This window comes from Paenibacillus sp. 01L418, from assembly GCF_056400045.1.
Window position 1 is genome coordinate 23,023 of sequence record NZ_JBFTSN010000027.1, and the last position, 23,148, is coordinate 46,170.

28 protein-coding genes are annotated in these 23,148 nt (G+C 43.7%); 13 read left to right on the forward strand and 15 right to left on the reverse strand.

Going from position 1 to position 23,148, the window contains the following annotated elements; translation table 11 throughout:
- Nucleotides 1–147: 147 nt before the first annotated feature.
- The 5 genes from rplI to AC1DSE_RS06245 all read right to left on the reverse strand — a co-directional run bounded on the left by rplI (nt 148) and on the right by AC1DSE_RS06245 (nt 5,287).
- A complete protein-coding gene (gene rplI / locus AC1DSE_RS06225; protein WP_076266559.1) occupies nt 148–591 on the reverse strand; it encodes a 50S ribosomal protein L9 in 444 nt (147 codons plus the stop codon).
- Complete coding sequence (locus tag AC1DSE_RS06230) at nt 588–2,549, reverse strand: DHH family phosphoesterase (protein ID WP_076266560.1); 1,962 nt, start codon at nt 2,547–2,549, stop codon at nt 588–590. Before AC1DSE_RS06230 ends, rplI begins: the two co-directional genes overlap by 4 nt.
- A gap of 18 nt (nt 2,550–2,567) precedes the next feature.
- Nucleotides 2,568–3,473, reverse strand: a complete 906-nt coding sequence (locus AC1DSE_RS06235) for a DUF2232 domain-containing protein (protein ID WP_076266561.1) — start codon at nt 3,471–3,473, stop codon at nt 2,568–2,570.
- 242 nt (nt 3,474–3,715) lie between these two features.
- Nucleotides 3,716–4,144, reverse strand: a complete 429-nt coding sequence (locus AC1DSE_RS06240) for a CBS domain-containing protein (protein ID WP_076266562.1) — start codon at nt 4,142–4,144, stop codon at nt 3,716–3,718.
- 81 nt (nt 4,145–4,225) lie between these two features.
- Complete coding sequence (locus AC1DSE_RS06245) at nt 4,226–5,287, reverse strand: LCP family protein (protein ID WP_477511794.1); 1,062 nt, start codon at nt 5,285–5,287, stop codon at nt 4,226–4,228.
- Between the two features lie 206 nt (nt 5,288–5,493).
- On the opposite strand from AC1DSE_RS06245, the gene AC1DSE_RS06250 reads away from it, so the two are divergent.
- From AC1DSE_RS06250 to AC1DSE_RS06260, 3 genes are all read left to right on the forward strand, one after another.
- Nucleotides 5,494–5,850 carry a DUF4870 domain-containing protein gene (locus AC1DSE_RS06250; RefSeq protein ID WP_339205793.1) on the forward strand — a complete coding sequence of 119 codons (357 nt, stop codon included), beginning with the start codon at nt 5,494–5,496 and terminating at the stop codon, nt 5,848–5,850.
- Between the two features lie 314 nt (nt 5,851–6,164).
- Nucleotides 6,165–7,484, forward strand: a complete 1,320-nt coding sequence (locus AC1DSE_RS06255; RefSeq protein ID WP_076266563.1) for a hemolysin family protein — start codon at nt 6,165–6,167, stop codon at nt 7,482–7,484.
- A gap of 104 nt (nt 7,485–7,588) precedes the next feature.
- A complete protein-coding gene (locus AC1DSE_RS06260) occupies nt 7,589–8,041 on the forward strand; it encodes a CBO0543 family protein (RefSeq protein ID WP_477511795.1) in 453 nt (150 codons plus the stop codon).
- Here the strand turns inward: AC1DSE_RS06260 and AC1DSE_RS06265 are convergent.
- A complete protein-coding gene (locus AC1DSE_RS06265; RefSeq protein ID WP_477511796.1) occupies nt 8,036–9,193 on the reverse strand; it encodes an AI-2E family transporter in 1,158 nt (385 codons plus the stop codon). The genes AC1DSE_RS06260 and AC1DSE_RS06265 overlap by 6 nt on opposite strands.
- A gap of 165 nt (nt 9,194–9,358) precedes the next feature.
- Between AC1DSE_RS06265 and AC1DSE_RS06270 the strand changes: the two genes are divergently transcribed.
- The 8 genes from AC1DSE_RS06270 to AC1DSE_RS06305 all read left to right on the forward strand — a co-directional run bounded on the left by AC1DSE_RS06270 (nt 9,359) and on the right by AC1DSE_RS06305 (nt 14,626).
- Entirely contained in the window at nt 9,359–10,027 is a 669-nt protein-coding gene (locus AC1DSE_RS06270; RefSeq protein WP_076266566.1) for a PspA/IM30 family protein, read from the forward strand.
- Nucleotides 10,028–10,141: 114 nt separating this feature from the next.
- On the forward strand, nt 10,142–10,543 hold the full coding sequence (locus AC1DSE_RS06275) for a DUF350 domain-containing protein (protein WP_441878096.1): 402 nt from the start codon (nt 10,142–10,144) through the stop codon (nt 10,541–10,543).
- A gap of 22 nt (nt 10,544–10,565) precedes the next feature.
- Entirely contained in the window at nt 10,566–11,072 is a 507-nt protein-coding gene (locus AC1DSE_RS06280; protein WP_477511797.1) for a DUF4178 domain-containing protein, read from the forward strand.
- 10 nt (nt 11,073–11,082) lie between these two features.
- Nucleotides 11,083–11,553 carry a DUF4247 domain-containing protein gene (locus AC1DSE_RS06285; RefSeq protein WP_477527501.1) on the forward strand — a complete coding sequence of 157 codons (471 nt, stop codon included), beginning with the start codon at nt 11,083–11,085 and terminating at the stop codon, nt 11,551–11,553.
- A gap of 160 nt (nt 11,554–11,713) precedes the next feature.
- Entirely contained in the window at nt 11,714–12,343 is a 630-nt protein-coding gene (locus tag AC1DSE_RS06290; RefSeq protein WP_477511799.1) for a TetR/AcrR family transcriptional regulator, read from the forward strand.
- Nucleotides 12,340–13,194 (forward strand): ABC transporter ATP-binding protein, encoded by an 855-nt coding sequence (locus AC1DSE_RS06295; protein ID WP_477511800.1) that lies wholly within the window; start codon nt 12,340–12,342, stop codon nt 13,192–13,194. The genes AC1DSE_RS06290 and AC1DSE_RS06295 overlap by 4 nt, the downstream gene beginning before the upstream one ends.
- Nucleotides 13,191–13,898, forward strand: coding sequence for a fluoroquinolone export ABC transporter permease subunit (locus AC1DSE_RS06300; protein ID WP_477511801.1), 708 nt, complete (start codon nt 13,191–13,193; stop codon nt 13,896–13,898). The genes AC1DSE_RS06295 and AC1DSE_RS06300 overlap by 4 nt, the downstream gene beginning before the upstream one ends.
- Nucleotides 13,895–14,626: a hypothetical protein gene (locus tag AC1DSE_RS06305; protein ID WP_477511802.1), complete on the forward strand. Its 732-nt coding sequence runs from the start codon at nt 13,895–13,897 to the stop codon at nt 14,624–14,626. Before AC1DSE_RS06300 ends, AC1DSE_RS06305 begins: the two co-directional genes overlap by 4 nt.
- A 26-nt stretch (nt 14,627–14,652) precedes the next feature.
- On the opposite strand, the gene mnhG is transcribed toward AC1DSE_RS06305, so the two are convergent.
- From mnhG to AC1DSE_RS06335, 6 genes are read right to left on the reverse strand one after another with little or no spacing between them, the layout of a single operon-like run.
- Complete coding sequence (gene mnhG / locus AC1DSE_RS06310) at nt 14,653–15,015, reverse strand: monovalent cation/H(+) antiporter subunit G (RefSeq protein ID WP_076266573.1); 363 nt, start codon at nt 15,013–15,015, stop codon at nt 14,653–14,655.
- Nucleotides 14,999–15,283 carry a Na(+)/H(+) antiporter subunit F1 gene (locus AC1DSE_RS06315; protein ID WP_477511803.1) on the reverse strand — a complete coding sequence of 95 codons (285 nt, stop codon included), beginning with the start codon at nt 15,281–15,283 and terminating at the stop codon, nt 14,999–15,001. Before AC1DSE_RS06315 ends, mnhG begins: the two co-directional genes overlap by 17 nt.
- Entirely contained in the window at nt 15,283–15,759 is a 477-nt protein-coding gene (locus tag AC1DSE_RS06320) for a Na+/H+ antiporter subunit E (protein WP_477511804.1), read from the reverse strand. Before AC1DSE_RS06320 ends, AC1DSE_RS06315 begins: the two co-directional genes overlap by 1 nt.
- 5 nt (nt 15,760–15,764) lie before the next feature.
- On the reverse strand, nt 15,765–17,243 hold the full coding sequence (locus tag AC1DSE_RS06325) for a Na+/H+ antiporter subunit D (protein WP_477511805.1): 1,479 nt from the start codon (nt 17,241–17,243) through the stop codon (nt 15,765–15,767).
- Nucleotides 17,236–17,574: a Na(+)/H(+) antiporter subunit C gene (locus tag AC1DSE_RS06330; RefSeq protein WP_054025754.1), complete on the reverse strand. Its 339-nt coding sequence runs from the start codon at nt 17,572–17,574 to the stop codon at nt 17,236–17,238. The genes AC1DSE_RS06325 and AC1DSE_RS06330 overlap by 8 nt, the downstream gene beginning before the upstream one ends.
- A gap of 2 nt (nt 17,575–17,576) precedes the next feature.
- Nucleotides 17,577–20,453 carry a Na+/H+ antiporter subunit A gene (locus AC1DSE_RS06335; RefSeq protein WP_477527502.1) on the reverse strand — a complete coding sequence of 959 codons (2,877 nt, stop codon included), beginning with the start codon at nt 20,451–20,453 and terminating at the stop codon, nt 17,577–17,579.
- Between the two features lie 260 nt (nt 20,454–20,713).
- Here AC1DSE_RS06335 and AC1DSE_RS06340 point away from each other — a divergent pair, with 260 nt between their 5' ends.
- Complete coding sequence (locus AC1DSE_RS06340) at nt 20,714–20,968, forward strand: hypothetical protein (protein ID WP_477511807.1); 255 nt, start codon at nt 20,714–20,716, stop codon at nt 20,966–20,968.
- Between the two features lie 23 nt (nt 20,969–20,991).
- On the opposite strand, the gene rpsR is transcribed toward AC1DSE_RS06340, so the two are convergent.
- The 3 genes from rpsR to rpsF form a co-directional block, all read right to left on the reverse strand.
- The gene (gene rpsR / locus AC1DSE_RS06345; RefSeq protein WP_054025756.1) at nt 20,992–21,276 is read right to left on the reverse strand and encodes a 30S ribosomal protein S18; all 285 of its coding nucleotides are present in this window, start codon (nt 21,274–21,276) and stop codon (nt 20,992–20,994) included.
- 99 nt (nt 21,277–21,375) lie between these two features.
- Nucleotides 21,376–21,897 carry a single-stranded DNA-binding protein gene (ssb, locus tag AC1DSE_RS06350; RefSeq protein ID WP_054025757.1) on the reverse strand — a complete coding sequence of 174 codons (522 nt, stop codon included), beginning with the start codon at nt 21,895–21,897 and terminating at the stop codon, nt 21,376–21,378.
- Nucleotides 21,898–21,933: 36 nt separating this feature from the next.
- Nucleotides 21,934–22,218 carry a 30S ribosomal protein S6 gene (rpsF, locus tag AC1DSE_RS06355; protein WP_054025758.1) on the reverse strand — a complete coding sequence of 95 codons (285 nt, stop codon included), beginning with the start codon at nt 22,216–22,218 and terminating at the stop codon, nt 21,934–21,936.
- A gap of 272 nt (nt 22,219–22,490) precedes the next feature.
- On the opposite strand from rpsF, the gene AC1DSE_RS06360 reads away from it, so the two are divergent.
- Nucleotides 22,491–22,673, forward strand: coding sequence for a YjzC family protein (locus AC1DSE_RS06360; protein WP_076266580.1), 183 nt, complete (start codon nt 22,491–22,493; stop codon nt 22,671–22,673).
- Nucleotides 22,674–23,148: the final 475 nt, after the last annotated feature.

Here is a 23,148-nt window from a genome sequence, read left to right on the forward strand (position 1 = left end):
TTCGAAGAAAACCTACTTCGTAAGCATACGCTAAGGTTTTCGAAGAAAACTTACTTCGTAAACATACACAAGGTTTGCGCAGCAAACCTACTTCGTAAGCATAAGCCAAGGTTCTGTAACAAACCTTGGCTTATACTTTAGACTGCTCTATTCTTCAGACGCCTGCACGTTCAGCTTTGCTTTCACTTCAGGGTGAAGCTTCACAACGACTTGTGTAACACCCAGCGTACGAATTGGATCATCAAGCTCGATTTTGCGTTTATCTACTTTAATTCCTTTCGCCGCTAAGGCTTCGCCAATTTGTTTGCTCGTAATGGCACCAAATAGTCTGCCGCCCTCGCCTGCTTTTGTCTTAATTACGATGGTCATCTCTTCAAGCTTCTTGCCTAGTTCTTGCGCGTCCTGCTTTTCTTTATCCTTGCGCTTCTGTTCAGAAGCATGCTGTACTTCAAGCGTCTTCAGGTTGCCGTCGGATGCCAGCTTCGCAAGCCCTTGCGGCAATAGAAAATTACGTACATACCCTTCGGACAGATCCTTTACTTGCCCTTTTTTCCCTTGTCCTTTAACATCCTGCAAAAAGATTACTTTCATTCAAATAACCCCTCTTCCTTTTCAATTTCTTCTAACACTTGTTTCAAACGCTCCGCTACTTCCACCACAGAGCCTTCCAGCTGAGCGGCAGCATTCGTCAAATGTCCGCCTCCGCCCATTCTCTCCATGACGACCTGTACATTCATATGGCCTAGTGAACGCGCACTAATGCCAATTAGTCCATCTTGGCGCTCTCCGATAACGAAGGAAGCGAGTATATCCGTCATATTCAGCAGCGTATCCGCTGATTGTGCGATGAGCAGCTGCGAATATTTACGACCGCTTTCGGTTACTGCAATGGCGACATGCTCATAAAGCACCTCAGCATGCTTAATAATTTCGGCCTTGCGCACGTATTCTTCAAGATCCTCTTTCAGCATCCGCTGAATCATCATCGAATCTGCCCCATTGCGGCGCAGGAACGATGCCGCTTCAAACGTTCTCGCACCTGTGCGAAGCGAGAAGCTCTTTGTATCTACCGTAATACCGGCAAGTAAAGCTGTTGATTCCCGTACATCGAGTACAACTCGATCATGGATGTATTGCAGCAGCTCCGTTACGAGCTCACATGTTGATGAAGCGTAAGGCTCCATATAAATTAATATCGCATTCGCGATAAATTCCTCACTGCGGCGGTGATGATCGACAACGACAATGCGGTCGGTCTGTGTAAGCAGCTTAGGCTCCTTAACCATCGATACCTTGTGCGTATCAACAACGACAGCGAGCGTCTGAGGTGTAATTAATGCCGAGGCCTGCTCCGGTGAGACAAAGCGTTTGGACAGCTTCTCGTCTTCGCGGATGAGCTCCATCATTTTCTGAATGGCTGGATTTACGCCTTCTAACACAATATAAGCTTCCTTGCCGAACAGCTGCGCCGCTTTCATAACACCAATAGCTGCTCCAATTGCATCCATATCGGGCATTTTGTGCCCCATAATGACTACGTTATGGCTCTCGCGTATCAGATCACGTAATGCATGTGCGACCACCCGTGCGCGCACGCGTGTCCGTTTCTCCACCGCATTCGACTTGCCGCCATAGAAGGATTGCCGACTGCCAACCTTCACAGCTGCTTGGTCGCCGCCTCGTCCGAGCGCGATATCAAGACTCATATGCGCCCATTGACCGAGCTCGATGATATGCTCAGCCCCTGCCGCAAAACCGATGCTCAGCGTAACCGGAATTTTGTGATCGCCGGTAATATCTCTAACCTCGTCCAGCACGACAAAACGAGACTGCTCAAGCTGCTTTAATGTTTTTTGATCCGTCACCAGTAGAAACCGATCCGACGTGAGCCTCTTCAAATAAATATGATACTTTTGAGCCCACTCGGTAATTTCCGTCGTCACCTTTGAGAGCATAGAGCTGCGCTGGTGATCGTCAAGACCCTGCGTAACTTCTTCAAGATTATCGATCATTACAATGCCGATAACGAGCTTCTCATCATCGTATTTGCGGCCAAGCTGCCACAGATCCGTAATGTTCTTCACATAAAGAATGCGTTCCTTCTGTTTGAAGATCAGCTGGTAAACTTGCGAGCCTACTGTAGCTTCAATCGTTCCTTCGCGTTCCTTCACTTGCTGCAATGATGGGAACAGCTCCGCAAGCGGAACGCCAATGACGGTTTCCCGCTCCACCATATTAGCAATATAAGGATTATGCCATTCCACCATACGATCTTCGTTATATAAAATAATTCCGAAAGGAAGTTCGCTGACGACATCGTTTCCTGCCTTTTTAACCCGGTAGGACAACGTGCCTAGATACGATTTCAAATCTTTGCGGAAAGCACGTTCTGCCATTATGGTATAAAACAATACCAAGGCCGTGAGCAGTAATCCGAGCAGCCCAAGCAGCCACTCGAACCATGCAAGTCCCACTGACATGAGCACCATCAATGCAAAGGCCCACATTTGATGCATTCCGTGCCATCGTGTAACCAAAAACTTCGGCATTTCCTATCCGCTCCTGTGCTATGGTTTCGTAAACGACTTGCGGATTGGAAAAGCAGTATCCAGCACGCCGATCAAGCTAAGCGGCGGGATCAATAGCACCGGAATCGCAATAAGAATCGGTACCGCTTTGTTCCATCCTCGCTGATGAGCAAGGAAAAAGAAAAATCCGACAGCCTGAAACGCAAAAACATAACTAAGCAGAGGTACCAAGTTCATCAAAGCCACTGCAAAAAAAGAATCGCTCGTCGTCGACGAGAACAGCTCGATTACATAAGTAATTAAATAAAGCACAACGAGTATACGAGGCAAACGCCAATCTTTGGCACGCGTAAACCTAGGTACTTCCGGGCCGCCGCTCCACTTTACAGCTCTGCGAGCTATAAATTGCGATATAGCAGTGAGTACGAAAGCGATAATAATAAAGGTTACAGGAATAGAATTGACCATCGTACGAGCAACAACCTCAGTTAGATCCGAATTCCATTCTGTAGGAAGCAGCTGCTTTGTCATCAGTTCATCGACTGTTGACCTTATAAATGTTCTGAGCTCTTTAATGAGCGAAATATTCAAGAACGCCTCGAATATGATCAACTCAAGCATCAACTGAGCAAGAACGACGACGCTGACCGTCCGAAGAACCTTTGAGGCAGGCGCTTGTTTCATATACAAGTGGCCCATCACAATAGACGGTATGAGGAAAAATAATCCGATAATAAGTGTAGCTGGCCCGCCGATAATAAATGCCAGTGCCCATACCGGAAGCAGATGCAGCACAAAAGACTTTGGCGACAGTATCGTATACAGCACGACATACGGCACCATAAGCAGCAGCATGGTAATTACATTAAATAGCGGTACTAGAAGGGACAATAATAAAAGGAGTGCCGCAAAGCTCCACAGCACTGGTTTCAAGCCGGTTCTCAAACCGTTCACCTCTTGCTTATATAATCTGGTTTCTTACGAAACTTTTACAACTCATTATAGCATAAAAGCTAAACATATCACTCACATTCCAGCAGGCTCACTCTTTAGTCGAACTGTCGGCTTAGGCGCTTCCTATAAAAGAAAAAGACGGAACAGCAAGCTTATTCCGTCTTATTGCTTATTATATTGCCCTGCCTAGTTTGAAAATAGTACCTGAAGACGATCCCAATCGCTGCCGTTTCTTATTTATCCTGAAGCACATTATGCTGCTCCATAATAATTTTTTGGCAGTAATCAATGATTTCGCTTCTGCGTACAATGCCAATAAAACGGTTCATATCATCGACAACCGGTACAAAGTTTTGCACCTTCGCCAGCGAGATCAGATCATCCATATTGGCATCAATTCGTACCGTCTTGTTGTTCATTCGAAGCGGTACATCGATTAGCTTCACCTTATTGGTTTGTTCCAGTGATAAGTCAGCATGATTTTTAAAATACCATAACAAATCGCCTTCCGTAACCGTACCTGCATAACCGCCATCATCATTAATAATAGGGACCGCCGTATAGCGATGATACTCCATACGCTCTAGCGTTTGTCTTAACGTTACATCCTGAGTAACACACACAACCTCTTGCTTCGGCAACAAAAAAAACGCGATATTCATTTTTCTTAAACCACTCCGATCCGTTTGCTCTTTCCATTCCCATTGGTCCTAAAGCAGCAAGACGGAGCGGAGCAAGCAGCATTAAGGCTGCTTAGTCGTCGTTTCGCTGCTTGATAATGCACCTACATCTTTGACCTTATCTTCATTGTACTTATCAGGCAATATTAGACTGGAAGCAGGTGTATCTGCATTTAACCAGTTTTTGATCATGGTCTGTACCTTCGACAAATCTTCTTCATCGGCAAAATAATACCAAGCTCCGCCGCTCTTCAAGCGATGTCCGTCACCAAGCAGCGAATGGCTGTAGATTTTGCGATCCTTCGCCATGAGCATGATTTGACCTAAATCGACTAGCTGCTGCGGACGCATATCTGTACTGAAATTATCGCCCATAATATCCATAAGCTCAGGAATTTTGGACCATTGATTCATTTGTTTCGCTTTATCCATAAGAAGATTCAAGAAAATCTGATGACGCTCTGTACGATTGATATCGCCGCCAGCATCCTCACGATAACGAACATAGTTCAGTGTATCCTTACCGTTGTAAGTATCCTGGCCAGCTTTAATGACAAATTTCTCATGATCAGCATCTTTATTCACAATATCCTCTTCGATAGGAAGCGAAATTCCGCCAAGCGTGTCGATCACGTTACGGAATCCTTCAAAGTTAATTGAAGCGTAATATTGAATAGGTGTGTCTAGAAACTTCTCAACCGTGTTCATTGCCATTCCCGCACCGCCAAAAGCGTATGCATGCGTAATCTTGTCCTCTTTATTTTTACCGACGATATCAACATACGTATCACGTGGTATGGAAACCATGAGCATCTCGCCGTCATTTGGACGAACGACTGTATAGATCATCGTATCCGACCGCCCAGTCTCCTTGCCGCGTTGGTCAATACCGAGCAGCAGGATAGAGAATGGATCTTGTTTCTTATTAATTGTACTCACTGGAACGGGTTCCCGTCCATCGATAGGTTTATAAGATTGCTCGAGCTGCTTCTTTACCTGACCTTCCAGAAACCAATCAAACCCTAGCATAGCCAATGTTCCTCTGTTGAAAAAACCAACAACACCAAGAATCACTACTGCGGCTGATGCAGCAATTAACCATCTACGTTTATTCATTTTATTCATAATATGATGACTTCTCCTATCTTATCAATTCTTTTATAAATACGCATTCTTTAGTTTAGACGATAATTTGTCGAAACAGGTTACAAACCTTTTACAAAGTTTTGATACCAATTTTGGATAATATTTTATAAAATAAAGAGGTCTACTGAAAATGTATGACGAATACAATCATTGCAAGTATAGGTAAAATAGAAAGGGTGAATCTCTTGAATCAACCTCCATCCTTACAACCAGACAGCTCATCAACGGGACTTGATCCGAAAGTAGCAGGCTTGCTTTGCTACCTGGCAGGTTTTATAACCGGCATTATATTCCTTGTGCTAGAGAAGAAGAGCCGCTTCGTTAGATTGCATGCTGTACAGTCTATCGTCTTATCGGTCGCTTTCATCGCCGCTAATATTTTGTTAGGCTTTATCCCGATAATTGGTTGGCTGCTAGGGATATTGCTCGGTCTAGCCGCTTTCATTGCATGGATTGGCCTCATGCTGCTCACGCTGCAAGGGAAGCTGAATAAGCTGCCTGTCATCGGTGAGTGGTCAGAGCAGCAGGCAAATAAGTTTTAATATCGCCTAGACTACGAAATATAAGGTAAGTAACAGTAAATCATATTCTTTCTTATATTTCGAAAAATGGACGGCCTGCTGCCGTTCTTTTTTTCATTCATTTCGAGTTCATAAGAACTATTCATTAAACCAGACAAATAATCTCGTAATCGCTAGGTATCGGCTAATATTGTTCTACTGGCTTCTCTAAATCGGTAAAATTGAGCTTTTGCAGCCGTATAACCCTCTTTCAGCGGTTTGATGAATTGGCAGAAAGTTCGTACTATTAAATAACATCAATTAAATACGAATAAGAAGGATTGTGAACATTTATTATGGGTATAGGACTTAATCTGCTCTTAGTTGCTTTACTAATTGTGTTAACCGCTTTTTTCGTAGCTACTGAATTTGCAATCATTAAGCTTCGTTCCAGCCGTGTCGACCAGTTAGTCGTTGAAGGCAAGAAAAACGCAATTGCCGTTCAACGTGTTGTAAGCAATTTGGATGGTTACCTATCTGCCTGTCAGCTTGGCATTACAATTACAGCGCTCGGACTTGGTTGGTTAGGAGAACCTACCGTTGAAAAACTGCTTCTCCCTTTATTCGAGCAATGGAATCTAAACAGTAATTTGAGTCACATTTTGTCATTTCTAATCGCTTTTCTATTCATCACATTTATCCATGTGGTGGTTGGTGAGCTTGCTCCTAAGAGCATTGCCATCCAGAAGGCAGAGCTTGTCAGCTTCACTGTCGTGAAACCGATTATTCTATTCTACAAAGTCATGTACCCCTTCATCTGGGTCTTGAATGGATCTGCCAATGCGTTGGTTCGTTTGTTTGGCTTAAAGCCAGCGAAGGAGCATGAGAACGCCCATTCCGAAGAAGAAATTCAAATTATTTTAACAGACAGCTTAGAAAGCGGTAAAATCAACAATACGGAATATGGTTACGTAAATCGGATCTTTGCTTTTGATGAAATTTTAGCTAAAGAAATTATGGTTCCGCGTACAGACATGACCGTCTTATATAAGAACAATACGCTGCAAGAAAACATGGATATCATTCGCAAGGAACAGTATACCCGCTTCCCTGTTGCCGGCGACAGCAAAGACCATATCGTCGGGATGATCAACACGAAGCAATTGTTTCTTCAATATCAAGTAAACAAAGAAATTGATTTGCAAACACTTATACAGCCTGTCATGTCCGTATCCGAGGTGATGCCTGTCAAGACATTGCTAAAACGGATGCAGCAGGAGCGCGTACATTTTGCGATCGTCGTAGATGAGTATGGCGGCACTTCCGGCCTTGTAACGATTGAGGATATTTTGGAGGAAATTGTCGGCGATATCAGAGATGAATTTGATGCCGATGAACGCAAAGATATCGAGATGCTGTCGGATACATCTTATATGCTGGATGGCAAGGTATCGCTCACTGAGCTGGGCGACCTCATAGGAGCCGAGCTTGAGCATGAAGAAGTCGATACGGTCGGCGGCTGGCTGTACAGTGAAATGGAAGAAGCTAAGCCAGGTAAACAATTTGGCTTTCATAATTTGACCTTTACCGTTCGTGAAGTAAGCAAACATCGCATTAATAAAGTTGAGCTGACGATCGGTCCACCTATTCGACTGCTCAAACCAGAGGTAGGTTAAAACAAAAAGGAAGGCGCACTTGGCGCCTTCCTTTTTTCTTTTTCACGCATGCTGATCTGGATTCAGGACATTCTAATAAAAAATGTTCAAGAAAGGAACTTATAATGCTTATCAATACTATATTTGGGTTCTTTGTTCCTTGGATTGCCGGTATATATTTGGGCATAAAAAGCCCCAAAACCTTGCTTCTTATTTTCCCTATCGGAGCGGTCTCCTCTTTAGTCATCAACTCAATTGGTTTTCAATTAAAGTTTTGGGATTTCACTCCTCTTATCCCCAATGACGAGTCCGTTTCCGCTTTGCCGCTTGATATCGGTCTTTACCCGCTACTAGCATGCTTTATGATCTGGTTGATCAATTCACGCCCCGTATTAACCGTGCTAATCTTGTTCTTGTTCATACTGGGCACTACACTGCTTGAGTTTATGGCTCTAATCTATGGCAAAGTATCCTACGGCAACGGCTGGAATATAGGGTATACCTTTTTATCCTACCTGCTGGCTTTCGGTATTGTATTTATATACTTCAAGCTGCTTAAGCGAAATCGGTTATTATAGCACGTTTTCGCCTTTCTTATCTGCTTCATAAAGAATCGAGCGGCTTCTAAACCATTCGAACAGATGAATTACAACGACCTTGATGACTGCATAACCCGGTACCGCAAGTACAATCCCTGCAAGGCCAAACAAGTTACCCGCTGTCAAAATAACAAAAATAATGGTAATCGGATGGATATGCAGCGTTTTGCCCATGATTTGCGGCGAGATGAATTTGCCTTCGATTAATTGAACAATCGTCCATATAACCACCATCTTCAGGAGCATGACAGGCGAAGTCACCATAGCGACAATTAAAGCTGGTGTAATCGCAATGGCAGGCCCTAGATACGGAATAACGCTTGTGCACGCAGCTACCAGCGCAAGCACAAGTGAGTACTCAAGGCCAATAATTAAGTAACCGATATATAATAGCARCCCAATACAGAAGCTTACTATAATTTGACCTCGGATATAGCTGCTAACTTGTCCGTTCATCTCTGCCATAATTCGTTTCGTATGCGGCTGAAGCTTGTTAGGCAGGACACTAACGATCGTTTCCGGCAGCTTTTTCCCGTCTTTTAGCAAATAGAACAAAATAAACGGGAGCGTCAATATCGCAAGAATAACCTCTTTAAGTGCTCCCACAAAGGAACCCACGCTAGTTAACGTTCCATTCAAAATGGACGTGGCTTGCTCTGTAATATTCGACGTCAGCTTCTCCGGATTTAAATTAAACCACTCTTGTACTTGAATAAATCCAGCGCTATCCATAAACTGCTCAAATTTAACCCGCAATTGCTCGCCGTATTTAGGAAAGCTGTTCACGAAGCTCACGGCTTGCCCATTTAATAATGGAATGACGATGACCAGCAAAATTGTAATCAGTCCTGCGCCAACCAGAAACAGCATAATAATAGAATATATCCGTTTGACTCCCTTTCGTTCTAAGAAGTCGACGACTGGATTAAGTAAGTAATAAGCTATTCCCGCCAATATGACCGGCAGCAGCAAGGTCTTGAGCAGCACGGTTAAAGGCGTGAAAATGTATGAAATTTTCGTCAGCACCATAATATTTAGTCCAACAAGCAACAAAACAAGCAGAAATAATACGAATTTATTGTTCAAAATAAATCGCTTAAACCGCTCCGTTCCAGTTTTGCTATTTTCCATGGTTATGCTCCCTCTTTTCTTCTCATACAGGTGATCATTTTGGTTTATTGTAGCATTTCTTTAAATATAAACGCGAATGGCAGCGATTCTGCATTTACTTGCAACGACTCGCTTGCTCTTCGCGTATTATGACTTATGCGTACTACGATTCTAGGAGGGATTTCATTGTCCATATTTAAACGACTGCGTGATCTTACTTTATCGAATGTATATGCTCTAATTGAGAAAGCGGAAGACCCTGTTAAGTTGACCGATCAATATATTCGCGACATGCAAGAGGATCTAGCCGATGCCGAGAAAGCAGTCGCAGCACAAATTGCCATTGAGAAAAAATTCAAGCAGCTTTATGAAGAGCAAGCACAGCTGGTAGAGAAGCGCAGTGAGCAAGCCCATCTGGCAGCACAAGCGCAAAACATTGAGCTCGCTCGTCGTGCCTTGGAAGAGAAGAAAACAGCCGAACAAAAATCAACGGAGTACAAAACGAGCTTCGATCAGAATAAATTGCTCGCAGACAATCTGCGCGGCAAGCTGGATGAGATGCGCCAGCAGCTCACTGAGCTTAAAAACAAACGTGAGACACTCGTCGCTCGTTATAATGCAGCCAAGGCACAAACGGAAATTAATAAAGCAATGTCTGGCTTCGGTACGGATTCTGCTGCTTCAGGCATGAAGCGTATGGAAGAGAAGATGCTGCAAATGGAAGCGCAAGCTGAAGCCAGTAACGAATTGAGCGCCAAAGGAAAATCACTTGATGCTGAGTTTGAGAAGCTCGGCAAGGATAAAGCGGTCGATGATGAGCTTGCCGCCTTGATGAAGCAATACGAGAAACAGTAATAGCTTAGTCACTTCATAAATATTATCTAGTGTGGCCGCTTATGTTACGAATCGGAGGACCGGTTTTAACGGAAGCGGTCTTTTTTATAAATTGGACCATTGGAGGAACTGACGATGTCTTGGATTGACCTTATTCGAATTCCGATTTGGACAGGTGCTGGAGCAATTTTGTTAATTATCATCATGTTTTTAGACTCGCGTTTTACGAAGTACAATGATTTGCAGGAAATTAAAAAAGGAAATACCGCGGTAACGACTCGCTTCGTACTCAAATTATTTGCTCAAGCGTACATATTATCCCAATCCATCAGTAAATCAAGTGAAATGTGGGAAGCTCTACTCATCTCACTCATCTCTTTCGTGCTGCTGCTCATACTGGAGTGGATCGTAGAGAAAATCGTCATCGCTATCAGCGGTATGAAGCTGGAGCAAGGTATTCATGAGGGTAAAGTCAATTACGCGTTATTCGCAGGCTCTCTGCATGTTGCAGGTGCACTAATTATCGGGTCTATCTAATTATTCAGAAGGAGTATATACGATGAGCTTGTTTAAACGGATCAAAAACCTGATTGCTACTTCTCCGTCGCCCATTGCTGAGAAGAGCATAATGACATTGTCACCTGGCGATGCTTGTGAGGTTTCCTTAATAACTTATAACGTCACAGGCAGAACTCATAATCGTGCACGCAACGCGATTGTCCTAACTCTTCAGGATGGCATAACCATTCGTTATTTAACGATAGAGGAGCGAGAAAGAACCGTATTCGCACTGTATGAACCTATAGACGGGCGCTTGGAATCAATTGACGAGGTGCCTACCATTTTGGAGCTGGACGAACGTACTTATCATATGGAGGAGCAATACTCCGGTTTAATTACGGCGACCGGCAAAACGCCATACATGCAGGGAGGCGAACAGTCTGTCTGGCAATATCAATCGGATGATATGAAGCTGCTTCGTATCGAATGGCAAAACGGGCGCTTTATGCTCTATGAAGGAGAAAGCGTGCTGCCTGCAGATGTTCGCGTGCTGCGCGGCGGCTAGGAGGATAACGATGAACAAATGGTGGCATCAATCTTTGAAATACCTGCTTCTGCTTAGCTTTATCATCCCGCTTCTCACCGCATGCACCATTTCAGATACAGTTAAGGAGCAGTACCCATTAGAATCAGTCAACGGCTCTGGTAATCAAACCTCTTACGTCTATCGTGCCGCAAATCGTTCCGTTCCTGATGTCGCTTCGGATTTTAACGAGCAGCGTAAACCGAAGCAGCAGAGCGAGACAAGTACAGAGCGGATGTTTCTCGTCTATTCCGATGAAGTCATCGATTTGCAGCAGGCTCCTGATGCACCGGAAGATACACTGATCGAAATTAACTCAACGGAATATGTACGTCAGAATTATAGCTCAAGCTTTCTCCAAGCCTATTTAATCGCGAGTGTTCTTGATGATCTGTTTGATAAGGGCAAATACGGCAGCGGCAAATACCGAGGTTATTCGTCAAAGGATACATACAAGCCATAACAGCAGCAAATGATCTGCTTTCTAAAATTTCAAAATAAGGGCAGTATCCTCTACTTGGGTACTGCTCTTTTATTATGCTTGACTGAAATCTCCTTTATCGCTTATTGTGAATATAAAATAAAATTATTCATAAAATCATAAAAAAGAAAAGAGAATCCCTATGCCCAAAAAATTCAGTGAGCAAGAGAAACAATGGATTAGCAAAAAGCTGTTCGAAGAGGGCAAACGCTGCTTCGAAGCTGCTGGTCTTCGCAAAACAAGCATTGAGGATTTAACGAAAGCTTGCGGCATTGCACAAGGCTCCTTCTATATGTTCTTCAATTCGAAGGAGGAGCTCTTTTATCACATTCTGCTTGAAGAGGAGGCTTTAATTCGCAACCGTCTGCTTGCTTCGTTAAATCGGAGTGAACTCGTAACCAAAGACAGTATTCATCAATTTCTTATTGAATCCTTCCGTCTATTAGGCGAAAGCCCTATGGTTCGTCAAATGTATTTGGAAGGTGAATTTGCTCAGCTTGTACGCAAGCTGCCTCCAGAGCTCTTGGAACATAATTTCTCGGATGATGCAGATGCCTTAATGCCAATTATTCATCATTGGCAAGCAGCTGGCATTCTCGCTCATACAAAGCCTGAGCTTATCGTCAGTATGATTAGAGCGCTTGTCCTTCTTACCTTGCATAAGCAGGAAATCGGGCCCGGCATTTATTCCGATACCATTTCATTTATGCTTGATATTGTTGCGGAAGGTATGTATGCAAAGCGTGATTTAGGAGGCGAAATTATCAGATGATCGAAGTGAATCAGCTTGAGTACAGGTATCCCGGTACAACAAATACGATTCTGCACGGCCTTACCTTTTCAATCGCACCGGGAGAAGTATTTGGTTTTCTCGGTCCATCAGGTGCTGGAAAGAGCACTACGCAAAAAATATTAATCGGTGCACTCAAAGGTTACGCAGGCAGTGTGCGCGTTTTGGATCATGAAATCAAGAGCACTGGTCCCGACTATTATGAACAAATCGGCGTTGCTTTTGAATTCCCCAACTTCTACAGCAAGTTTACAGTCCTTGAAAACTTAAAATTGTTTCGTTCTCTTTATGCAGGCGTTACCTTGGACCCTATGCATCTCCTCTCCCAGGTCGGACTGCAGGATGCGGCGAATATGAAGGTTTCACAGCTATCCAAAGGCATGAAGATGAGGTTGAATTTTTGTCGTGCATTGCTGCATCAACCAAATATTTTGTTTCTCGACGAACCGACCTCCGGCCTTGATCCCGTAAATGCAAAGCGGATGAAAGAGTTGATTTTGGAGAGGAAAGCTGCAGGTACTACCATCGTCATCACAACGCATAACATGCAAGCAGCCGAGGAGCTTTGCGACCGTGTTGCTTTTATTGTCGATGGTCAGATTAAGCTTATTGATTCTCCTAGAGAGCTAAGACTGCGACATGGCCAAAACAGTGTTCGAATTGAATATTTAAAGCAGCATGAGCTGATAACCGAACATTTTTCTATGGCTGGGCTTGCGGGGAATCAGCAATTTATGAACCTTATACGTCATGAAAAAATCGAAACGATTCATTCCTTAGAAGCAACTCTTGAACAAATATTTATTGATGTGACAGGCAGGGCTTTAGTATGAGAATGTGGATGACCGTATGTCATGATCTTCGTTTCCAGTGGCGCCATAAATTTTACCTGATCTACATGCTCGTCTGCACAATATATCTCCTATTGCTCCACTCTATTCCCACAGACTACAAAACAACCGTTGCTCTATTGCTTACCTTTTCTGATCCAAGTGCGTTAGGGTTAATTCTAGCAGGCGGCATTGTCTTGCTTGAGAAAGACCAAGGCATTCATGACAGTCTGTTCGTAACACCGCTTCGTGTAACCGAATATTTACTCGCCAAAGCCTCTTCTCTTGCCTTGCTCTCGATTTCATCTGCCTGGGCTATACATCTATTTTCCATTGGTGTACCCGCTTCACCCTTTCATTTCACGATTGGCATCCTGCTTACATCCAGCTTTTTCACCTTGTTATCTATTGGCGTAGTTGTACGCTCGCAATCGGTAAACGGTTTTATTCTACGCTCACAGCTCTATGCTCTGCCGTTTGCGCTTCCTCTACTCGGCTTCTTTCACATTGGCAATCAATATTTGTACATGATCATCCCTACGGAAGGGACCCTCTTGTTGTTAAAATCAATGATCAAACAGCCCACTGTCGCAGAAACGTTGTATGCTATTTTCATTTTATTATTGGGCAACACACTCGTTTTCTTATGGGCTAAACGGTCATTTCAGCAGGTCATTCTTATGAAAATAGGAAAGGGGGATTCATGATGATACTGAAAATTAAAGCTTTTATGAGGAATGACGCGAGGCAAATTAGGATGGATCCTATGCTTATGGCCAGTTTATTTGGTCCCCTAGCCATTATCGTGGTTGCACGATATGTCTTCCCTCCATTATCCGATTGGATACAGGAGCAGTACGGCTTTTTATTGATGGATTATTCCAATTTCGCGGTAACGTTCCTTATGCTTGTCATACCGCTGCTTCCWGGGACAATGGCTGGGCTTCTTATGCTCGATGAACGGGATGAAAACATGATTGCTTATTATGCGATTACCCCTTTCACACGTAAAGGCTATTTTTTGTATCGATTACTGCTGCCATGCGCACTTGCAATAAGCTTAGCCAGTTTATTCATCCTATTATCGGGCATTGCAAAGATTCAAATCGAAAGTTTGTATACCATCGTATTRCTAACCCTAGAGGCTCCATGTTTGGCTTTGTTTCTAGCGACTTTTGCTTCTAATAAGGTCGAAGGCTTAGCCTTGTCCAAAATAAGTGGTCTACTTTTTGCAGGGCCTATTATTGCTGCCTTCACCCCCTTGCCATGGCAGTATTTAGGCGCTTGGATTCCAAGCTACTGGCCTGCCAAAAGCTATTTATTAGGCATAGCAGGCGAGCCTTCAGCTGCTTTAGGGGTATTTGGCATCGGGCTCGCCTATCATCTTATTTTATTAAAAATCATGTTTCATTCCTTTTTGAAGCGGATCGATTAGAAAGGTATGCTAGCCTTTGCTGGAAATTATCCCTGTTCCTCTTTAGAGGCGTCCTTCAAATCATCCTGTATGCTTTTATTCCATAGCGGTACGCCTGAACGATAGGCCGCTCTTCCATTTAAATGCCCGGCTACCGGACCTGTGATGAATACGAACACAATACCTAACAGCAGCTTGGCGCTCGTATGCTCCAAATAAATCATAAAGTATAGGAAAGCGGCTACCAAAATGAACAACACCCCAAGCGTCGCGCTTTTGGTTGCCGCATGTGATCGTAAATAAACGTCAGGAAGCCGAATTAAGCCAAAAGCACTTAGAGCACCAATTAATGCACCAAACAAAACCATCAGACCAATAATCAGCTCTCCTGCTTTACTTATCATCTCCATGTTCAAAGACGACACCCCTTTCAATATATCTTGCAAAAGCGGTTGTCCCGATAAAGGTCAATATGCCGATCAATAATATGATATCGAAATAATTTTGTGTTTTTAGCAGCATGCAAATGACTGCAATCATCGATAATAAAATGACGCCAATCGTATCCAAAGCAGCGATCCGATCCGTTATGGATGGACCTTTGAGCAGCCTGTACATACAGCCCAAAATAGCTAGTGATAGTATAACTAATGATGCAATAAGCAAAGGGGACAGCATTACCGAGTCACCTCCATAATCGCTTTTTCAAAAGAATCCTTGATCTGCTGTGAGAGCAGCTCCGCATCATCCATATCCATCGCATGAATATATAATGTTCGGCCATCCTTGGATACGTCGAGCGTCAGCGTCCCTGGTGTCAAACAGATTAGGCAGGACAGCACTGTGATTTCCCAGTCTGTTTTGAGCTCGGTTTGCAGAGCAAAAATTCCTGGACGTATGGCGAGCTTAGGACGAACGATTAGTCCAATCACAACGAAGCTGGATACAAACAATTCCTTTATAAACAGCACAAGCAGCTTAAAGATTGCCCATACTCTTTTCATATAAAAGTCATGCGGCCAAAACCTGCTGAGCAGCCCTATAAATAAAATACCGATGATATAACCTACGATAAACCGCGGAGCCGACCAGTCATTGTGAAGAAACATCCATACGAACGAAATGATTAAGTTTAATAAGATTTGCAAAGCCATCTCATCTACTCCTTTAATACGGCATCAATATACTGCGCCGGATTGATAAGCGTATGCCCTGCTTCAGAAACATATTGATACACCCATTCCGATCCGATGCCCATCGCAACGACGATCAAGCATAACCCTGCTGCGGAAACGATGAATCCTTTATTAAGGGCAGGCAGCGATTCGGCGTTTTTCATCTCTGCACCCCAGAAAGCCGCCATAAATATTTTGATCAAGGAATAGAGCACGATGAAGCTTGATGCTAGCGACACAGCTGTAAGCCAGAAATATTTTTCCTGAAAGCCGCCCATAATGATCAGCAGTTTTCCTGTGAATCCACTAAGTGGAGGAATGCCTGCAATGGCTAACGCTGTGATAAAAAACATCCAGCCCATAAACGGATAACGCTTGATCAAGCCTCCCATTTCCTTTAAACGCCCCGTACCAGCAATATACATAAGCATTCCTCCAATGATAAAAAGGAGTGCCTTGGCAACCATATCGTGCAGCAAATAGAACACGACTCCATCTAGCGCTTCCTTTGAGCTCACTGCTAACCCAAAAGCTAGAAAACCAACGCTGATGATGACATTGTAGTTCAAAATACGGCCAATATCGGAATAAGCGGCTGCCCCGAAAGCGCCTAAAACCATCGTTGCAGCGGCCATCCAAGCCATCCAATGATGCGTAATCGCAGGTTCGTGATAAAAGATAAGCGTAAATGTCCGTATGAGAGCATATAAGCCTACTTTCGTGAGCAGCGCACCAAACAATGCGGATACCGCTGCCGGAGGCGCACTATAAGAGCCGGGCAGCCAGAAAAATAGGAACAGTCCCGCCTTTAAAGAAAATACGATCATGAACAGTATCGCTATGACGTTCAAGACGCCGCTCTGACCTACTTCAGCTATGCGCTGTGATAGATCCGCCATGTTCAAAGTGCCTACAACTCCGTACAAATAGGCGACTGCTGCAACAAATAGTGTTGAGGATAAAATATTAATTAATATATATTTCAACGTTTCGCGGAGCTGCTTCTTCGTCCCTCCAAGCACGATAAGCGCATAGGAGGAAATGAGCATAACTTCGAAGCACACAAATAAATTAAACAAATCTCCCGTAAGAAACGATCCGCTCACACCGACGAGCAGAAACTGATAAAACGGATAAAAATAATATTTTTCTCTCTCCTTGCCGATCGTTCCGAATGCAAAGAACAAACAGAAGGTGCCGACAATCGAAGTAGCCAAAACAAGCAATGCGGCAAGCATATCCCCAACGAACACAATACCATACGGCGGCAGCCAGCCTCCCATATGCAGCGTTTGAATGCCCTCCGTTTTTACTTGATAGATAAGGACAATAGCTGCAGCCAGATTAAAAAGCATACCAATCGCACTTATCCAGCGCTGCCCGATCACACTATTTTTAAAAAACAAAAGAATAACTGCCGTACACAAAGGAATGAGAAGCGGGAATACAAGCAGATTATTCATCGTCATTCCCCCTTAACTGCTCCATATCGTCAGTACCCAGCTTCTGATAAGCCTTATAAGCGAGTACAAAGAAAAAGGAAGTCACGCCAAAGCTGATGACGATAGAAGTTAGAATCAGAGCCTGCGGCAGTGGATCAACATACGTTTCCGCCTTTTCGCCAAGCAGTGGCGCAGCTCCTGTTTTCAGCTTGGACATCGTAAGCAGCAGCAAATGAACACCATGGGTAAGGATAGAGGTTCCCAAAATGATACGCAGCAGGCTTTTGGACAAGATCAGATACACCCCGACTGTAAAAATAACACCGATTGCGAGTGACATATACAATTCCATAGCTACTTATCCCTCCCTATCGTTAAAATGATGGTCATCGTCACGCCAATAACGGTCAAATATACCCCTAAATCAAACAGCATTGCCGTAGCAAGCTCCGTATCGCCCAATAGCGGCAGCTCGAAGTGACCAAAGGCATGGCTGAGAAATGGTGCGCCAAATATAAAAGATCCTACTCCCGTCAAAATAGCTATCGACAGCCCAATCGCTGTTAATACTCGGAAATCGATAGGAATGACCTCACGCATCGTCTGCAATCCAAAGGCCATCGTAAGCAAAATAAATGCAGCCGACGCCATTAATGCCCCGATAAATCCTCCGCCTGGATGGTTATGCCCTGCGAACATCAAATACACTGAGAACGTCAATATAATGAAGATAACGACTTTCGCTATCGTCTTCAGAATAACATCGTTGCTTCTTACTACGGGAAACGCCAGCTTTCCTCTATTGCTTTGCTTAGGCAGAAACACTCTTTCATCCTCTGTATCCAGCTTCAGCTTAATCATGGCATAAATACCTAATGAAGCGATGRCAAGGACAACAATTTCAAGCATCGTATCAAAGCCGCGGAAATCAACGAGGATGACGTTAACCACATTTTTGCCGCCCGCTAATTCGTAGCTCTCTTTTAAGAAAAAGTCTGATATAGAATCAAACGCGCGATTTCCGCTTGCACCAAGCGCAATTAATGTCATTATAATTCCCACACTAAGCGCAATAACGAAATTAGATAGTCGAAAACGCAGGGCGGCTATTTCCTTGCTCAGCTTCGGCAAATGATAGAAACATAAGAGGAACAGCGTCACCGATACTGTCTCGACGATCATCTGAGTCAAAGCTAGATCAGGCGCCTGTAGGATGACAAAAAACAAGGTGACCATATAACCTGCCGCACCCGTTAAAATGATAGCCATCATTCTCGACTTCGTAAACGGTATAGCAATAACCGATATGACTAAGACGATAATAATAACCGCCTCATATACGGATATTGGAGCATAATCCGAGAACTGAAACACATTCAATTTCTCTTGGATCATCGTTAACCCAAGTGACACAATTAGAAATACAAAAATGTACATCAAGTAGTGGCGAATGGAACCCGTCATATAACGGTTGGTCAACCGATTGGAGCCTCTATCCAATACTCGAAGCCCTCCATCATACATTTGGTTCAATGAGATGTGCTGGAAGAGCGGTTGATTGATCCACTGGATACGTTGATGAAACTTGAACAAAAGTGTCCCTGCAATAACGACGCCCATCGTCATAAATATTTCAGCTGTCCAGCCATGCCAGAATTGAATATGCACGAGGAAACGCTCGCCGGGCAGCAGCACATTCGGATGAATCGCAGCCATGGCAGGTTCAATTAAAGAGTACGCAAGCAGATTTGGGAACAAACCGATAACGACAGCTAAAGAAGCAAGAATGACCGGGGAAATAAGCATGCCRAGCGGCGCTTCATGCGGCTTCTTCGCCAACTTTTCAAACTGTGCTGGTCCCATAAACGTTCTAAATAGCAAAATCATGCTGTATACAAATGTAAATATACTTGCAACCCATGCGATAACGGGAATGATAGCCAGCATAAATGAAACGTTGAAAAAGTCCAGCTGCCTAATATTAAGAGCCGCTGTAAAAAACATTTCCTTGCTCAAAAAGYCATTAAACGGTGGCAGGCCCGCCATCGAGAAGGCTCCAATAAGCGCAATGGAGAAGGTTATTGGCATTAGAGCCATAAGTCCGCCTAGCTTGCGAATGTCTCTCGTCCCTGTTTCATGGTCAACGATCCCAACAACCATGAACAAAGCACCTTTAAACACAGCATGGTTGATCAAGTGAAAGATGGCCGCCATCGTAGCTTTTGCATAAAAGAGTGAATCTGTACCTCCTGTATAGAAAGCCGCCGCCGATCCAAGTCCAAATAAACTCATCAGCAAGCCGAGCTGGCTAATCGTTGAGAACGCGAGTAATGATTTTAAATCCGTCTGCTTCATCGCTCGGAAAGAGCCATAAATCATCGTCACAAGACCAAAGAACGAAACGAGCCAGAACCAAGCCGACTCTCCAGAGAAGATTGGACTGAACCTAGCGACTAAATATAAACCTGCCTTAACCATCGTCGCTGAGTGCAGATACGCACTTACAGGGGTTGGAGCCTCCATCGCATCGGGCAGCCAAATATGGAATGGAAACTGCGCCGATTTCGTAAACGCTCCGACTAGAATAAGCAGCATTGCGGGCAAAAACAATGCATGGCCGCTTAGCGTATCAACGCTGCCGATGATCTCACGAATGCTAAAGGTGCCTGACATCACATATAGCAGTACAAAACCAGCCAGCATAGAAAGGCCGCCGAATACTGTAATAAGCATAGATTTTAATGCGCCATATCTCGATTTCTCTCTATGGTTCCAGAAAGCGATCAGCAAGAACGAGGAAATACTCGTCAGCTCCCAGAAACCATACAGCACAATAAGATTATCTGATAGGACAACCCCGAGCATAGCCCCCATAAATAGAAGCAAATAAACATAAAAGGATGTTATCGCTTCCTTATTTTTATCCAAATAATAAATCGAATAAAGGACGACTAACGCGCCAATTCCCGTAATTAATAAGGCAAATAATAAACCTAAACCATCCAAATAAACGGTGAAATTGACTCCTAATGAAGGTATCCATGGGATGGTTGCTGTTATGGTATCTCCGCTTTGAATCGCTGGTATTTTCCATAGAAAATAACTAAACAGCAAAATTGGCAAAGGAAGAATAATCCAACCCGTATGAAGTCCATGCAGCAGCTTTCGCAGCAAAGGACTAATAGCAGCCATAATAAATGGTAAAATGATGATGACAGATAACAAAAACACTCTCCCCTTCCTCTACAAATGACTTCCATAGCTTTTCCCTATTTCTATAAAAGTACTTCCATTTCTGCCGGAGCCTTAAAAAAACGCAAAAAGAGCCCGCTGTTGGCAGGCTCCTCCGATAAAAAAGTTAATTTAGTTGTTTTTTGACTACACTTTAGTATATCGTTCAAGTCTAAAATTGTCAAAAGAATTGAGATGACAGAGCGGGGAGAATGAAAATAGTTAAAATGGGGATTACTCTTACTAAAGGAGTGATCATCATGCGGCGTACAAAAATAGCGATCAGCTCATTCATTTTCATTCTGATTTTAGCTGGCGCATGGCATTTGGATCAGCAAATGGATCAGCAGCGAAGCAAACAGCTGCTGCAGCCTGCATCCTTACTGCAATACAAAATATATTCTGCGCATGATTCTATCCATCATTTAGAGCCATATTCCCCTTATTTACCTCGTGAATATATGCGTATCATTCGATTAGAAATACAAAAAAAGCCTACTGAGAAACCTCAGTAGGCTTTTTGATTCCAGACATCAACCTATTCAGTCGTGTAAGGAAGCAATGCGATTTGACGTGAACGTTTAATTGCGATTGTAAGCAAGCGTTGGTATTTCGCGCTTGTACCAGTCACACGACGTGGCAAGATTTTGCCGCGCTCGCTAATAAACTTTTTCAACAAATCAACATCTTTATAGTCAATTTTAGAAATTTTGTTTACAGTGAAGAAACAAACTTTACGGCGTTTGTTGCGTCCGCCTTTACGTCCGCTGAACTTACGTTCTGGACGCTCGTCGCCACCGTTATCTCTTTGCTTGAAAGCCATGATAGGTATCCTCCTTATCGTTGAAAATATTACAATTACACAACAGCTAAAGGCTGTGCAACTGCTCCATTGACATGTGCAGCCTGAGCTACACCATTATCAAAATGGCAAATCATCCTCTGATATATCAATCGGGCGTCCGTCATCCTGAAACGGATCACGGCTGTCGTTACGTGAGTTATTACCAGATGGACGGTTACCGCTGCTTTGGGACGCATTGCCGCCGAAATTGCTTCCGCCGGTGCTTGTACCGCCGCTGTAGCTGCTTCCACCCTCTTCACGCGATCCACCGCCATCTTTGTTGGATTCCAAGAACCGAACGTTATCAGCGATAACTTCCGTCACGTAGACGCGTTTGCCTTCGTTGTTCTCGTAATTCCGAACTTGAATGCGACCTTCAACCGCTGTTAAGCGGCCTTTGCGCAAATAGTTGGCGCAAGTCTCGGCCAGTTGACGCCATGTTACAACCGGAATAAAATCCGCTTCACGCTCACCTTGACCACCGCTTGTAAACGGACGATCTACCGCTAACGTAAATTGTGTAACTGCGACACCTGCAGGTGTATAGCGAAGCTCTGGGTCTCTCGTCAATCTACCAATTAGTATAACACGATTCAACATCGTTTCTGACCTCCCAATCGAACAATCCAGCTTGGATTAAGCGGCGTCTCTGACGATCAACGAACGGATAACTTCATCCGTAATCTTCATGATACGGTCAAGTTCATTTACAACTTCAGTAGTTGCATTGAAATGAACGAGTACAAAATAACCATCACGAAGCTTGTTGATTTCATACGCAAGACGACGTTTTCCGCTCACATCTTGCTTTGTGACTTCTCCGCCATTGGAGATAATGCCATGGAATTTGTCAACGATCGCTTGCAAGGCTTCTTGCTCAACGTCTGGACGAACGATGTACATTACTTCATATTTGCGCATATTGTTTCACCTCCTCTTGGACTAACGGCCCCATAAATGGAGCAAGGAACGAGCTTCTGCTCGCATCTCTATACTATATCAAATCTGTACGCCTATGACAAGCGAAAATAGATGATGTTGCTACGCAGGCAACTTCTGGCGATGGTTCATCCATTTTATAGCCGTTATCTGCTACTCATGCAAATCCCATTGCCCGCTAATACTACAACATGAAGGGATAGATCTTGTGTATTTATCTATCCGCTCTAAATATAAGCTGGAGGCTGATCATAATGGGTGAAGGTACAATGTTTTCGCCGGGCGACAAAGCTCCGAATGATGGCACATACATCGAGGACGGTGTGAACTCATTTCATATGGGAATCAATAATCCGAAGAAGGTCAAGCTCAGCAAAGGGCAGCGTTTTCCTGACACCTCTAACCACGAGCGTAAATGGAAACGAATGGGCCATTAATTTTTCTACATGGTTTTGAATAATAAAACATCAGTTTGGCCATTCTAATTTTTGACGGTGCAAGAGAGGTGTGGTTCCATTGAACCATTTCGGCAAACGCGGAGACACTATACCCGTCTAAAAACGGATTAGCTCTCATCGCGTGAGGATTTCGTCCACTCAGGAGAGAAGCGGAGGGTTGTGCCAAAGACACTTGTCTGTAACACACGCGCATTCGAGCATTGATACACGTTACCGTTCAATCGGCCGTGTATGATTGTGCTCAAAAGGATTTAATGAAGCTTTAGCTGAATTGTTCCGATTGACGAATGATGTTTCAACAGCTTGCAGTGAGAATTGATCGACTCAGCCATTATTCACCGTCAGGAAGAGAGCTCGCAAGAGCTCTCTTTTCTATATTATTTATTCCTTTGTATTTCCTAATCTATTAAAAAGACATAAAAAAACGGTTCCTCTGAAGGAACCGTAAATGTTT